The organism is Brevundimonas sp. SGAir0440 (genome assembly GCF_005484585.1).
GTDB lineage: Bacteria > Pseudomonadota > Alphaproteobacteria > Caulobacterales > Caulobacteraceae > Brevundimonas.
In genome coordinates, this window is record NZ_CP039435.1 from 1,361,285 (window position 1) to 1,374,878 (window position 13,594).

General features: G+C 66.5%; 15 protein-coding genes. 10 read left to right on the plus strand and 5 right to left on the minus strand.

Going from position 1 to position 13,594, the window contains the following annotated elements; translation table 11 throughout:
• Positions 1-64: 64 nt before the first annotated feature.
• Together E7T10_RS06635 and folE are read right to left on the minus strand one after the other, a co-directional pair.
• Positions 65-499, minus strand: coding sequence for a biopolymer transporter ExbD (locus E7T10_RS06635; protein WP_017505348.1), 435 nt, complete (start codon positions 497-499; stop codon positions 65-67).
• A gap of 169 nt (positions 500-668) precedes the next feature.
• The gene (folE, locus tag E7T10_RS06640) at positions 669-1,283 is read right to left on the minus strand and encodes a GTP cyclohydrolase I FolE (protein WP_137721200.1); all 615 of its coding nucleotides are present in this window, start codon (positions 1,281-1,283) and stop codon (positions 669-671) included.
• A 128-nt stretch (positions 1,284-1,411) separates the two neighbouring features.
• On the opposite strand from folE, the gene cysS reads away from it, so the two are divergent.
• On the plus strand, positions 1,412-2,863 hold the full coding sequence (cysS, locus tag E7T10_RS06645) for a cysteine--tRNA ligase (protein WP_137721201.1): 1,452 nt from the start codon (positions 1,412-1,414) through the stop codon (positions 2,861-2,863).
• A gap of 50 nt (positions 2,864-2,913) precedes the next feature.
• Here cysS and E7T10_RS06650 read toward each other — a convergent pair whose 3' ends face one another.
• Positions 2,914-4,197, minus strand: coding sequence for a lytic murein transglycosylase (locus E7T10_RS06650; protein ID WP_137721202.1), 1,284 nt, complete (start codon positions 4,195-4,197; stop codon positions 2,914-2,916).
• Positions 4,198-4,667: 470 nt separating this feature from the next.
• Here E7T10_RS06650 and ykgO point away from each other — a divergent pair, with 470 nt between their 5' ends.
• From ykgO to E7T10_RS06670, 4 genes are all read left to right on the plus strand, one after another.
• On the plus strand, positions 4,668-4,793 hold the full coding sequence (gene ykgO / locus E7T10_RS06655; protein ID WP_008263184.1) for a type B 50S ribosomal protein L36: 126 nt from the start codon (positions 4,668-4,670) through the stop codon (positions 4,791-4,793).
• 195 nt (positions 4,794-4,988) lie between these two features.
• Positions 4,989-5,264, plus strand: a complete 276-nt coding sequence (locus E7T10_RS06660; protein WP_017505946.1) for a DUF2312 domain-containing protein — start codon at positions 4,989-4,991, stop codon at positions 5,262-5,264.
• A 150-nt stretch (positions 5,265-5,414) separates the two neighbouring features.
• Positions 5,415-5,696 carry a hypothetical protein gene (locus tag E7T10_RS06665; protein ID WP_210416174.1) on the plus strand — a complete coding sequence of 94 codons (282 nt, stop codon included), beginning with the start codon at positions 5,415-5,417 and terminating at the stop codon, positions 5,694-5,696.
• Positions 5,697-5,752: 56 nt separating this feature from the next.
• Positions 5,753-6,139, plus strand: a complete 387-nt coding sequence (locus E7T10_RS06670) for a GIY-YIG nuclease family protein (protein WP_137721204.1) — start codon at positions 5,753-5,755, stop codon at positions 6,137-6,139.
• Between the two features lie 3 nt (positions 6,140-6,142).
• Here E7T10_RS06670 and E7T10_RS06675 read toward each other — a convergent pair whose 3' ends face one another.
• Both E7T10_RS06675 and E7T10_RS06680 read right to left on the minus strand, forming a co-directional pair.
• Positions 6,143-7,594, minus strand: a complete 1,452-nt coding sequence (locus E7T10_RS06675) for a sigma-54 dependent transcriptional regulator (protein WP_137721205.1) — start codon at positions 7,592-7,594, stop codon at positions 6,143-6,145.
• Between the two features lie 106 nt (positions 7,595-7,700).
• Entirely contained in the window at positions 7,701-9,470 is a 1,770-nt protein-coding gene (locus E7T10_RS06680; RefSeq protein WP_137721206.1) for a DUF4153 domain-containing protein, read from the minus strand.
• A 96-nt stretch (positions 9,471-9,566) separates the two neighbouring features.
• On the opposite strand from E7T10_RS06680, the gene E7T10_RS06685 reads away from it, so the two are divergent.
• The 5 genes from E7T10_RS06685 to E7T10_RS06705 all read left to right on the plus strand — a co-directional run bounded on the left by E7T10_RS06685 (position 9,567) and on the right by E7T10_RS06705 (position 13,585).
• Complete coding sequence (locus E7T10_RS06685) at positions 9,567-11,360, plus strand: M3 family oligoendopeptidase (protein ID WP_137721207.1); 1,794 nt, start codon at positions 9,567-9,569, stop codon at positions 11,358-11,360.
• 81 nt (positions 11,361-11,441) lie between these two features.
• Positions 11,442-11,714 (plus strand): aa3-type cytochrome c oxidase subunit IV, encoded by a 273-nt coding sequence (locus E7T10_RS06690; RefSeq protein ID WP_137721208.1) that lies wholly within the window; start codon positions 11,442-11,444, stop codon positions 11,712-11,714.
• Between the two features lie 130 nt (positions 11,715-11,844).
• Positions 11,845-12,984, plus strand: coding sequence for a Re/Si-specific NAD(P)(+) transhydrogenase subunit alpha (locus tag E7T10_RS06695; protein WP_137721209.1), 1,140 nt, complete (start codon positions 11,845-11,847; stop codon positions 12,982-12,984).
• Positions 12,984-13,322 (plus strand): NAD(P) transhydrogenase subunit alpha, encoded by a 339-nt coding sequence (locus tag E7T10_RS06700; protein ID WP_091748017.1) that lies wholly within the window; start codon positions 12,984-12,986, stop codon positions 13,320-13,322. Before E7T10_RS06695 ends, E7T10_RS06700 begins: the two co-directional genes overlap by 1 nt.
• Positions 13,319-13,585 (plus strand): hypothetical protein, encoded by a 267-nt coding sequence (locus E7T10_RS06705; protein WP_055755025.1) that lies wholly within the window; start codon positions 13,319-13,321, stop codon positions 13,583-13,585. Before E7T10_RS06700 ends, E7T10_RS06705 begins: the two co-directional genes overlap by 4 nt.
• Positions 13,586-13,594 lie beyond the last annotated feature (9 nt).

Below are 13,594 nucleotides of genomic sequence, written 5' to 3' on the forward strand. Positions count from 1 at the left end.
GCGGCAAAGAAAAAGGCCGCGCCCCTTTCGGAACGCGGCCCAAATCCTGGAGAGGACGAAGGTCCTATTCGATGTCTTCGTTCAGCAGGCCGACCTTGAAGAAGCCGTTCTCCTGCATCTTGTTCATGACTTCCATGAACTGCGAATATTTCACTTCCGGCTGGGCGCGGACGAAGACGCGCTCTTCCTGGCAGGCGCCGCCGCCCAAGGCGGTGCAGACGTCAGTGGCCAGGTTGTCGATCGAGGTTTGCTTGTCCGACAGGAACAGCTGACCGTTTTCCTGGATGGTGATGTACACCGGCTCCTTTTCTTCGGTCGGATTGGTGGGCGGCTGTGCGGGCGGCAGGTCCAGACGGATCGACACGGTCGCCATAGGCGCGGCGACCATGAAGATGATCATGAGCACCAGCAGAATGTCGATGAACGGCGTGATGTTGATATCCGCCGTCTGTTCGATCGTGTGCTTGTCCCCGCCGGAACCACCGAGCTTGGCAGCCATGCATCGTCTCCGTTACTCGCCGGCTGCGTTCCGCGCCGACATTTCCCTATGGATCGCCCGAAGGCTTGATCGGTTCTTGGCGTCCCGATGCGGGCTTGTAAAGCGGTTCTAAACGATCTGCCGTTCCCGAACGTCAATTATACACGACAGAGGAACGACGGTTCGGCCTTCAGGCCTTGGCCAGCTTCAAAAAACGGTCCGCCAGGGCAGGATCATCCTTGAAGGCGCCGGTGAAGCGGGTCGTGATGGTCGAAACGTGCCGATGATGGACGCCGCGCGTGGTCATGCACTGATGCTCGGCGTCCACCAGCACCGCCACGCCGCGCGGCTGCAGGTGCGATTCGATGGCGTCGATGATGTCGTTGGTCAGGGTTTCCTGGTTCTGCAGGCGCCGCGCATAAATCTCGACGACCCGCGCCAGCTTGGAGATGCCGACCACCTTCTCGCCGGGCAGATAGGCGACGTAGGCCTTGCCCAGGAACGGGGCCAGGTGGTGCTCGCAGTGGCTCTCGACCTCGATGTCGCGCAGGATGACCATGTCGTCATAGCCGGTCACGTCCTCGAAGGTGCGGCTCAGCTCCTTGCCGGCATCGGCGTCATAGCCGTCGAACCATTCGCCGTAAGCGTCCACCACCCGCTTGGGCGTGTCGATCAGGCCGGGACGGTTCGGATTGTCGCCGGCCCAGGCGATCAGGGTGCGCACGGCCTCCAGCGCCTGTTCGCGCGACGGACGTTGCACGGTTTCGTCGCTGACGAGGACGGGCTTGGCGGGGGTGACGCTCATGAACTCGATTTCCGGCCGGGGCGGGCGGGTCGCCCGGTTTACCTTCTACAATCCGTCGGGACTGTATATCAGGCCGCTATATGGGACAGACGGTCCGTCCCGCAAGAAAACCCGCTGAAGACTGATCCATGCCGCTGCACATCCACGACACCCTGCGCCGTGAAAAGCGCCTGTTCGAGCCCCGGAATAAGGATCGTGTGACCCTCTATGTCTGCGGCCCCACGGTCTATGACTACGCCCATATCGGCAATGCGCGCCCGCCGGTGGTGTTCGATGTCCTGGTGCGGCTGCTGCGCCGGACCTATGGCGCGGACAAGGTCCTCTACGCCCGCAACGTCACCGACGTGGACGACAAGATCAATCAGAAGGCCGCGCGCGAAGGCGTGCCAATCGGAGAAGTCACGGCCCGCTACGAAGCCGCCTACCTCGCCGACATGGGCCTGCTGAACGTCTCGCCGCCCGATATCGCGCCCCACGTCACCGACTACATTCCGGCCATCGTCGATCAGATCCAGGCCATCGTCGACGCCGGCTGCGCCTATGCGGCCGAGGGGCACGTCCTGTTCGACGTCTCGTCCTACAAAGCTTACGGCGCCCTGTCGGGTCGGAACCTGGACGACATGATCGCCGGCGCCCGCGTCGAGGTCGCGCCTTACAAGAAGAACCCGCACGATTTCGTTCTGTGGAAGCCGTCCAAGGCGGACGAGCCGTCCTGGCCGTCGCCGTGGGGCGAGGGGCGTCCCGGCTGGCACATCGAATGCTCGGCCATGATCGAAAAGACCCTGGGCCTGCCCATCGACATCCACGGCGGCGGCATCGACCTGGTCTTCCCCCACCACGAGAACGAGATCGCCCAGGGCGTCTGCGCCCACGGCCATGCCCATGGCGATCAGGCGCACGACGAATACGCCCGCTACTGGATGCACAACGGCTTTCTGACCGTGGGCGCCGAGAAGATGTCCAAGTCGGTCGGCAACGTCCTGCTGCTGCACGATCTGGTGCAGGCCATGCCGGGCGAGGTCGTCCGATGGGCGCTTCTGTCGGCCCACTACCGCCAGCCGCTGGACTGGAACCAGGGGCTGCTGGAGCAGAGCCGCAAGAACCTGGACCGGCTGTATGGCGTCCTGCGCGACGCCGATGCGGCCTTGGCCGACTTCGATGAGGCGACGCTGGAGGAGGCCGAGAGGGAGCTGGCCGAGAACGCCCTGGACCCGGTGCTGGACGCGCTTGAGGATGACCTCAATACGCCGGGCGCGATCGCCCAGCTGTTCGGGCTGGGGAACGCCCTGCGCGAACTGCTGAACGACGCCGAGGCCGATATCAACGACGTCGCCATGGCCCGCTGGAGCCTGAAGGAAGCGGCCGGGCTGCTCGGGGTGTTGTCGCTGACGCCGGACGCCTGGTTCGAGGGCGGCGATCCCGCCCTGAAGGCCGAAGTCGAGGCCCTGCTGGACCAACGCGCAAAGGCCCGCGCCGCAAAGGACTGGCCCGAGGCCGACCGCATCCGCGACCGCCTGAACGCCCTGAACGTCGTCGTCATGGACGGCCCCGACGGCGCCACCTGGCGCGTGAAGGGGTAGGGTCTGAACTCACTCCCGCCGATCGCGGTGCGAGGGGCGGGAGACGCGGTTCAGTTTGTCCGGCGGATCAGTTCGTCCGCCAGCGCCGGCGTCAGATAGCCGTCGGCGATCCGGCCGTTGGCGATCTGCCAGCGACGCAGGGCCGCGCGGGTGTTGGCGCCGATCACCCCATCGACGCCCTGGGTGTCGTAACCCAGTTGGGTCAGGGCGCGCTGCGCCCCGATGCGCTGGTCGCGCGTCATCGACGGATCGTTGGGCCAGGCCTTGGTCAGCCCCGGTTTGCCCATGATCCCGTCCGCCGTCAGGCCGATCGCCAGGGCGTAGGACACCGAGTTGTTGTAGCGGCGGATCACATAGTGGTTCGGCAGGGCCAGGAAGGCCGGACCGTTCGCGCCCTGCGGCAGCAGGATGGTCGCTTCTTCCAGCGCCTCGGCGCCGTTCGGGGTGCCGCCTTGCGCCAGGCGCACGCCCTTGGCCGCCCAATAGGCCCAGTTGTGTTTCGGGCCTTCCGCCTCGGCATAGTCGAAGCCGGAGGGCAGGGTGACTTCATAGCCCCAGCCCTGACCGCGCTTCCACCCGGCCTGGGCCAGCAGGTTGGCGGCCGACGCCAGGGCGTCGGCGTCGTCGCGCCAGATGTCGACCTTGCCGTCGCCGTCCTGGTCCACGCCCAGGCGCAGATAGTTGTCGGGCATGAACTGTGTCTGGCCCATGGCCCCGGCCCAGCTGCCCTTCAGGCCCGCGCGCTCGCGCCGGCCGTCCACGACGATGTCCAGCGCGTCTTTCAGCTGCCCCTCGGCCCAATCGCGCCTGCGACCGTCATAGGCCAGGGTCGCCAGCGAGCGGATCACGTCATAGTCGCCCTGCACCTGCCCGAAGGCGCTCTCCTGGGCCCACACGCCGACCAGGATTTCGCTGGGCACGCCGAATCGTTGAACCACCGACCACGGCACCCGGTCGATGCGCTGTTTGGCCTGGGCGATTCGCACCGGTGTCACCGCATTCTGCACATAGGCGCCGGCGGGTTTGGAGAATTCAGGCTGGTTGCGATCCAGGCGGATCACCGTCGGATCGGGCGTCAGGCCCTCCAGTTCCCGGGCGTAGTCCGCGCGGCGGGCGCCGCCCTTGCGCGCCAGGAAGCCCTGCTTCCAACCCTCGAAACCCTGCTGGTCATAGGCGGCCAACGGCGGCGTCTGGGGGGCGGGGGGCGGCGTCGTGACCGGCGCGCCCGCCTGGGGCTGAGGCTGGGGCGTCGGCAGGTTCACCTGCGGCTCGGGTAGCATGGGCGCGCAGGCCGAGACGCAGCCGATCAGGAGAAGGCGGTAGGAAAAGCGCATGAGATTCAAACTAGAGCCCCCGGGGTCAGACACGAAATGACATCCGCGCGAACGGCCATTTCGACGCCCTAAAGCGCGCGCCGCGCGAATGCGTTGCCTCGCTGTTCCCCGCTTGGGTGTAAGGCGCGCCGTTAACCACCTTTCTGTTGGACGCCTTATGCGTGTGTGTCGTAATGACGCACCAGCTCTGACGGCCTGATGGCGGAGCGGCGACGCGGCGGGCGTGCAACCCCGTAAACCCTCCGTTCGACTCGGAGGTCAGGCCTCCATAGTTTTTGTCGTGCTATCGCGCTTCGCGCTACTTGAGCACGTTAGGGGAAACAGCTCGCAGAGCAGGCGGAGACTGGGTTTTCTGCGGTTTCGGGCTTTGGCGGCTTGACCTTCCGAACCCCTCTCTCTATACGACCGCCTCCGCCGCGATCCGACCGGGTCAGCGGCTTTCTTATTGGTTTCTTTCAGGACGTCCGACCATGAAGGTCCGTAGCTCGCTCAAGTCGCTGAAGACCCGCCACCGCGACTGCAAGGTCGTGCGTCGCAAGGGCGTCGTCTTCGTCATCAACAAGACCGACCCGCGCTTCAAGGCGAAGCAGGGCTAAGCAGCGTTCGCTGCGCGCCGCTTCGGCGGCGTGCGCACGCTGGATCGCGCTCAAGCCCCCCGAAGGGCGATAGCGCGCTTGAAAGATGACGATCCACAGGCTGCGGATTTCTGTCCGCGGCCTTTTTCGTGTTCGCGGTTGTCGCGCACCTGTCCGCAGGGTTAGCGTCCGCGCCTGATTTCTGGAGTATTCCCCATGGCTGACGACGCCTCGTTCGACGGTGGTTCCGACGTTCTCACCGCCACGGCGCAGGGCCGCCTTCGCACCATCATCGAGCGCCTTGAGCGTCTCGAAGAGGACAAGCAGGCCGTCATGACCGACATGAAGGAGGTCTTCGCCGAAGCCAAGGGCGAGGGCTACGACGTCAAGATTCTGCGCAAGGTCATCCGCATCAGAAAGCAGGACAAGGCCAAGCGTCAGGAAGAGGACGCCATTCTGGACCTCTATCTGTCGGCGCTCGGCGAGATTTGAGGCTGACCCGGCTTGAAGCGCACCCCCTTCAAGCCAGGAGGCGGGCTGTCGCGATCAGGCGGCATCAAGCGCGACGGCGCATCCAGTCTGCGCTCAAGCAGCCCGAAGGGCGGTAGCGCTGCAAAAAAGCCCCCGCCCAGCCCCTTCGAGATGCAGCGCGAGGCGGCCAAACGCGCTGCGTTGAATGCCTTGAAACGCGCTCGGCGCGCGGCGGACAAGGCGGGCGTTTCGCTGTCCGAATGGGAGGGCGAGTTCATCGATTCGGTCAGCGAGCGCGTGAAAACCCACGGCCGCGCCTTCGCCGACCCCGAAAAGGGCGCGCCGGGCCAAGCGCTCTCGGCCATGCAGGGCCGCAAGCTGAAAGAGATCACCGCCAAGGCCAATGGCGAAGAGCCGAAACGGCGGTGGGGCAGGAAACCAAAAGAGCCATAACCGCTCGTCATCCTCGGGCTTGACCCGAGGATCGGCCTGTCCACAACTCAGCGTTTATGAGCGAGCGCCGCCCTTTCATCGCCACCTATATCCAAGCCAGCCGACCGCACGGTGTCATTTACATCGGAATGACGTCGAATCTCTATGAACGCGGCCATCATCACAGGACCGGGGCTTTCGAAGGTTTCGCCAGTCGTTACGGGTGCGGAATGTTGGTCTGGTACGAGCAGTTCGAACTGGTCACGAACGCAATCCGGCGGGAGAAGGCGCTGAAACGCTGGAATCGCGTCTGGAAGCTGGAGCTGATCGAACGGACGAACCCGGAATGGGTCGATCTCTACCCAAGTCTATGCGGCTGGGCGCCTGATCCTCGGGTCAAGCCCGAGGATGACGGAGAGGGAAGTGTGGCGGCGTTTCTGAAGAGACTGGAATCAGAAGCGTAAACCTCAACCCGCTTCCTTAAGCTGACCTTCCAGCCCCTGTTCGCGGACCTTGCGATACAGGGTCGAGCGGCCGATGCCGAGGCGGCGCGCGATCTCGCTCATATGGCCGGCATAGACCTCGATGGCGTGCTGGATCAGGTCGCGTTCGATATCTTCCAGCGTCCGCAGATGACCGCGCTCGTCCAGGATGCGGATCGGCTGATCGACCTGCGCGGCGGCATCGGTCGGGGCGCCGGCGGCTGTGGCGGCCTGAAGGGGCTGGGCGTCGGGCATGGGCGCGGCGACGCCCGAAATCGCGGGGAAATCGTGCGGCTGAAGGAAGGGCGCGTCGGCCAGCACGATGGCGCGGAACACCGCATTTTCCAGCTGCCGCACGTTGCCGGGCCAGTCGAACCCTTGCAGCAGAGCCAGAGTCTCGGGCGCGCATCCGGCGATCCGCTTGCCCTCCTCGGCGTTGAAACGGGCGATGAAGTGATCGACCAGGGGCGCGATGTCCTCGCGCCGGTCGCGCAGGGACGGGGCTTCGATCGGGAAGACGTTCAGGCGATAGAACAAATCCTCGCGGAAGGCGCCGTCCTTGACCTGCTGGGCTGGGTCGCGATTGGTCGCCGAGACGATGCGCACATCGATCTTGACCGGGCGTTTGCCGCCCACGGGATCGATCTCGCCCTCTTGCAGCGCGCGGAGCAGCTTGACCTGCATGTCCAGAGGCAGTTCGCCGATCTCGTCCAGGAACAGGGTGCCGCCGTCCGCCTCGCGGAACTTGCCCAGCGTCTTGTCCACGGCGCCGGTGAAGGCGCCTTTCTCATGCCCGAACAGGATGGACTCGATCAGATTGGCGGGCAAGGCGCCGCAGTTGACGGCGACGAAGGGCTTGCCGGCCCGGTCGCTGGCGCCGTGCAGGGCGCGGGCGATGACCTCCTTGCCGACGCCGCTCTCGCCGGTGATCAGTACGGGGATTGAGGATTTGGCGGCCCGAGCGCCCAGCGCCTTGACCATGCGCATCGGAGGGCTGTCGCCCACGATATCGTCGAAACTGGTGCGGCCCTGAACGCGCTTGGTCAGGCGCCCGACCTCGGCGGTCAGGCGCTTCATCTGCATGGCGTTGCGCACGCCGACCAGCAGACGTTCGGGTCCGACCGGCTTGACGAAGAAGTCCTGGGCCCCGGCCTGCATGGCCTTGACCACCATGTCGATGCCGCCGTTGGCCGTCAGGACGATGACCGGCTCATTGATCCCGGCGCTACGCAGTTCGGCCAAACATTCCAGCCCCGACATCTCGGGCATCACCATGTCCAGCAGGATCAGGTCGGCCCCGCCGCCGCGCGTCATCCGGTCGATGGCCTCGCCGCCGCTGGCGGCATGGACCACGGCGTTGCCGTCCCGCTCCAGCACGGCCTGGATTAACCGGCGCTGGGTCGGATCGTCGTCAACGACCAGGATGGTCTTGGCCATGAAAATCCCTTGTCCTGTCGCCCAACCCGTCACGGATGGATCGTTTCGGGACGATTCCTAGGGTGGCGAGGTGAAAATCGGGTGACACGGCGTGGTGAGCGTCCCGTTAACGCGGCTCTGTCGCGTCGCATCGCACCTCGGGGCTGGCGCGCAATCTCTGGCCTTCGACGACCAGGTCGGGCAGGGCCGCCGGCGCCGTCGCGACGCCCTTCGACAGGCCCTCGTTCATCCGCTCAGCATTGCGCCCGCAGGTGAAGTCGTATCGGCCCGTCACGCGCCACTGGCCCTGGTCGTCCTGATCGAAGGCGACGATTTCGCGAGCCGTAGCGACCAGCAGATCGGTTCGTCCATTGTCGTTCAGGTCCATTGATCGCACGACGCAGGGGGCTTCCGCATTGCAGCTGAACAGCACGTCCACCTGCGCGTCCAACTGTTCGACGAAGCTCGCGGGCACGGACTGGCCATCCGCGGCCTTCAGGCGGATGGCGGCCTTGCGCGCTTGCCGTCCCTGCGCCGTATCGCCTGACGGCCACGGGCGAGCCTGGGCGGCGCGGGCGTTTCGCGCGATGCGAGGATCGGTTGAGGCGGCCAGACGGCGCAGCGCCATCTCGCCGACCCTGCCGCTCTCGAACCGCAGGAAGTCATAGTCGAACGTGTCGGCGGACACCGCCCCACGCTGCAAGCGGGCGACCTGATCCTGCACCGACAGGCGGGCGGGGTCGGCCAAAGGGCTGAACAGGGCCAGGATGACCAGGACCGACAGGATCGCCGCGACGACATTGGTCCGCTCCAAAGGCTTCATCCAGCCGCCCGGTTTCACGGCCGCCAGCAGATAGCCCGCGCCATAGACCGCGCCGACCAAGGTGCAGGCGGCGGCGATGATCCGATCGGGCGTCAAGCCGTGCTGGCCGATCCGCAAGGCCAGGCCCCAGGCGGCCAGAACGATCAGCGGCGCGATCAGGACGGACGCGGCTCGCACGCCGTATCGCAGAACGACCGGCGGCAGATTGTCGGCGCGCCCATCCTGATAAGCCGTGTTGATCAGCACGATCAGGGCGGCGGCGGCCGACAATACCAGCGCCGTCGCGCTGCGCGTCTCCCACAGGCCGTCCAGTCCGGTGAAGGGCAGGGCGACAAGAAAGCCGCCGACCAGGACCGTGATCACCAAGAGCAGCCACGACAGCAGCATCAACGCCACGGTCCGCACGCCCCGGATCAACCCGTCGCGCACATCGGTCAGCTGAACAGCGGTGGCGAAGACCAGGGCCGTAACCGGAATGGCGAACCACGCCTCGCTCAGCAGATGCTGTAGAAAGCCGAGGCCGATCATCTTGAACAGGGCCGCGCCCAGATGCAGCAGGATCCAGAAGGCGCCGGTGAACCCCAGCGACAGGGCCAGTTGCACCCCTGCCTTCCACGCGATGTCGAAATAGTCGGGATAGTCGACGATCCAGCGTCGTTCGCGAATTGCCGGCACGATCAGGTGGTGGGCGATAAACAGAGCCGCCGCCCCGAAGGCCAGGACGGGGAAACTCAGAAAAGGCGGCTCCTCATGCGGCTTCAGCACCTGGCGGGCGACGTCGTGGGCGCCCAACAGAGCCAGCACGCCGGCCGCGGCCGCCGCCCACAGGATCAGGGCCAGCGCTCTGACCCGACCGACGCCGGCGAGAACCACCACCGGCACATAGCCGGCCGCCAGGGCCAGGGCGCCGAACACCACCGGCTGGGTTTCGGGCCAGACGCGGCTGTCGGCCGCCAGATACAGCAGATAGAGCGCCAGCCCCTGAACCAGACCCGTCGCCAGGCGAATCGCAAACAGGGCCGAGGCCCCGCCAAGGCCCGTCCGGCCGGTGTCATTCTGCAGGGTTTCGGTCATTCACGCGTCTCCGAACGGCAGGATTGCACGGGCCGTGACGTCGAGAAAGCGCAAGGGACGGTTGCGGCCGTCGCCGCGCATCCCCAGAACAGGGGCATGAACGCTCCCTTCAAGACGCCGAACACCGAAGCCCCGCTATGGGACCTGACCGACCTCTATGCGTCGCGCGACGACGCCAAGGTGGCCGCCGATCTGGAAAAGGCGAGGGGTCTGGTCGAGGCGCTGAACGGGCTGAAGGGCCTGCTGGCGGCGGATCAAGATGCGCAGGCGCTGGGCGAGGCGCTGGACCGCGCGATCCAGCTTTACGAGCAGGCGTCCGACGTCCTGGGCGCGCTGGGCGCCTATGCCTTCCTGTCGGCCTCGACAGCGCGTGATGATGCGACGGCGCAAGGGTTCGAGGCCGATGTGCGCGAGAAGATCACCGCCATCGCCACCCCGACCGTCTGGCTGACGCTGGAGATCAACCAGATCGACGATGCAGCGCTGGAAGCGGCGCTCACCGCCTATGCCGGCGCGGCGCGCTGGCGGCCGTGGCTGCGCCGGGTGCGGGCGATGAAGCCGCACGAACTGTCGGCCGAACTGGAAACCTTCATCGCCGAGCGCGGACCGATCACGGCCCAATGGCCGCGCCTGTTCGATGAGCAGCTGGCCGCCCTGCGTGCAAAGGCGGGCCATGAAGAACTGACGCTGGCAGAGGCGCTGAACCGCCTGTCGGACGCCAAACCCGCGCGCCGCAAGGCCGCCGCTGAGGGTCTGTCAGAGGCGCTGGCCGCCCGAGCCCCGACGCTGGCCCTGGTGCTGAACACCGTCGCCGCCGACAAGGCGATGGAGGATCGCTGGCGCGGTTTCAAACGTCCCGCCGACAGCCGTCACCTGGGCAACGAGGTGGACGGCGAGGCCGTGGATGCGATGGCCGAGGCGGTCGCGGCCGCCTATCCGCGCCTGTCGCATCGCTACTATGCGCTGAAGGCCAAGGCGATGGGCAAGGCGCGCCTGGATCACTGGGACCGCAACGCGCCTATCGAAACGACCGCCCCGCGCGCCTTCACCTGGACCCAGGGGCGTGAGATCGTGCTGGACAGTTTCTCGGACCTGGGCGGCGATTTCGCCGAACGGGCCGGCGGCTTCTTCGACAAGCCGTGGATCGACGGCCGGGCGCGGCCGGGCAAGCAGTCGGGCGCCTATGCCCACCCCGTCACCGCCGACCGCCATCCCTATGTCTTCCTGAACTGGATGGGCGAGCGGCGCGACGTCCTGACCTTGGCGCATGAGCTGGGTCATGGCGTCCACCAGACCCTGGCGGCCGATCAGGGCACGCTTCTGGCCGACACGCCCCTGACCCTGGCCGAGACGGCGTCGATCTTCGCCGAGGGGCTGACGTTTGATCGTCTGCTGGCGACCGCGCCGAAGGCCGAGCAGCGCGGCTTGCTGGCCGGCCGGATCGAGGATGGTCTGAACACCGTCGTGCGCCAGATCGCCTTCCACCGGTTCGAGACTCGCTTCCACGACGAGCGCCTGCAGGGCGAGGTGTCGCAACAGCGGATCAACCAGCTTTGGCTTGAGGAAATGGGCGCCTCGCTGGGGCCGTCGGTCAAGCTGAACCCCGGCTATGAACACTGGTGGGCCTACGTCAGCCACTTCGTCCATTCGCCCTTCTATGTTTACGCCTACGCGTTCGGCGACCTGCTGGTGGCGGCGCTGATGGAGGCGCGGCGCAACGATCCGGCTGGGTTCACGCCCCTTTATCGCGAGCTTCTGGCCGGCGGCGGATCGCGAACCTACGTCGAGGCGTTAAAGCCGTTCGGTCTGGACCCGCGCGACCCGGCCTTCTGGAGCGTCGGCTGTCAGAGGCTGGAGCGGCTGGTCGATCAGTTCGAGGCGCTGGTCTGACCAAGGCAAGGCATGACTGCGGGCTTGAGCGGGGCGGTCGCCTCGGTGTAAGTCCGCGATAACGACGAGGGGATTCCACGAATGGCCGACCTGCACGACACCGCCAACGCACCAGCCGACGCCGATGCGCAAGCCTATCTGCACGGCCATATGGAAGTGCGCGAACAGGTCTCGACCTACCGCCTGTTCCTGAAACTGGCCAAGTGGGGCAGCCTGGCCATCGCCGTGCTGCTGCTGTTCCTGACCCTGTGGTTCCACCCGGGCGGCAGCTTCATGGCCGCCGTCATCGGCGCGGTCGTTCTGGGCGGCGTCGGCTTCGTGGCGCTGAAATCCAAGCCCGGCGCCGCGCACTGAGCCTTGCAGACGATCGCCCTCGGGCGGTCTGAAATCACGCGCCCTCGCCAAGCTTTGGCATAACCGTGCTTTGACGGCTTGCGCCGGAACGGCCTAACCTTCGTTCAACGAAAAGAACGAGGGGATTCGCTTGGCCGTCGCTATCGCCGTCACCCGTGAACGTCGCGAAGGCGAGACGCGCTGCGCCGTCACGCCCGAAACGGTCAAGAAGCTGATCGCCCTGGGGGCGACCGTCACGGTCGAGGCCGGGACCGGCCTGGGCTCCTCCATTCCCGACGTCGACTACGCCGCCGCCGGCGCCGTCGTGAAACCGGACACCCGCGCCGTGCTGGACGGCGCCAACATCGTGCTGAAGGTGCGCGGCCCCACGGCCCAGGAAACCAGCGCGCTCAAGCCCGGCTCCGTCGTCATCGCCATGCTGGACGCTTATCGGGATAAGGCGACCGTCGACGCCCTGGCCGAGGCGGGCGCCACCGCCTTCGCCATGGAGTTCGTGCCCCGCATCACCCGCGCCCAGGTCATGGACGTCCTGTCGTCCCAGGCGAACCTGGCCGGATACCGCGCGGTGATCGAGGCGGCCTATGCCTATGGCAAGGGCTTCCCGATGATGATGACGGCGGCCGGCACGGTCGCCGCCGCGAAGATCTTCATCATGGGCGTGGGCGTCGCGGGTTTGCAGGCCATCGCCACCGCGCGTCGCCTGGGCGCCGTCGTCACCGCCACTGACGTCCGCCCCGCGACCAAGGAACAGGTCGAAAGCCTGGGCGCCAAATTCCTGGCCGTCGAGGACGAGGAGTTCAAGAACGCCCAGACCGCCGGCGGCTACGCCAAGCCCATGTCGGCCGAATACCAGGCCAAACAGGCCGAACTGACCGCCAGCCATGTGGTCAAGCAGGACGTGGTCATCACCACCGCCCTGATCCCCGGCCGCGCCGCCCCGGTGCTGCTGACCGCCGCCCATGTCGCCTCGATGAAGCCCGGCTCGGTCATCATCGATCTGGCGGTCGAGGCAGGCGGCAATGTCGAGGGCTCCAGGCTGAACGAGGTCGTGACCACCGCGAACGGCGTCACCGTCGTCGGCTGGTCGAACCTGCCCGGCCGCATCGCCGCAGACGCCAGCGCCCTCTACGCCCGCAACCTGACCGCCTTCGTGGGCCTGATGGTCAAGGACGGCGGTCTGGCGGTCGATCTCGAAGACGAGATCCTGAAGACGGCGGTGGTCACCCATGCCGGCGCCGTGGTGCATGAAGGTTTGAAGGGAACACATTGATGGAACACGTCGATCCCACCGTCTTCCGCCTGGCCATCTTCGTGCTGGCGATCTTCGTTGGCTATTATGTCGTCTGGAGCGTGACGCCGGCCCTGCATACGCCGCTGATGGCCGTGACCAACGCCATTTCCAGCGTTATCATCGTCGGCGGCCTGATCGCGGCGGCCGCCGTGTCAGGCGACGCGACCGGCCCCAGCGCCTGGATCGCCAAGGGCGCGGGCGTCGTCGCCGTCACCCTGGCCAGCGTCAACATCTTCGGCGGCTTCATGGTCACGCGGCGAATGCTGGCCATGTACAAGAAGAAGGAGCGGCCCGTCGCTCCAAAGGCGTCTTCGTGACCGACGCCGCACAGATCGCCATCACCGGATCCTGGGTCGCGACCGGCATCGGCTTCGGCCTGTGGCTGTACGGCTGGTTCGGGGCCAAGACTCCGATCAAGCGTCAGCGGCTGCATGACTGCGGCATCGCCCTGGTCTTTTCGGCCATTCTGGTTCGCGTGGTGACGCAGGACCGGCCGCTGGGCGTCTTCGAATGGGCCCTGTTCTTCATCGGCCCGCTGTTCATCGCCGCCGCCCTGTGGCGGCTGGCCCGCACGTCTTGAGGGGAGGGG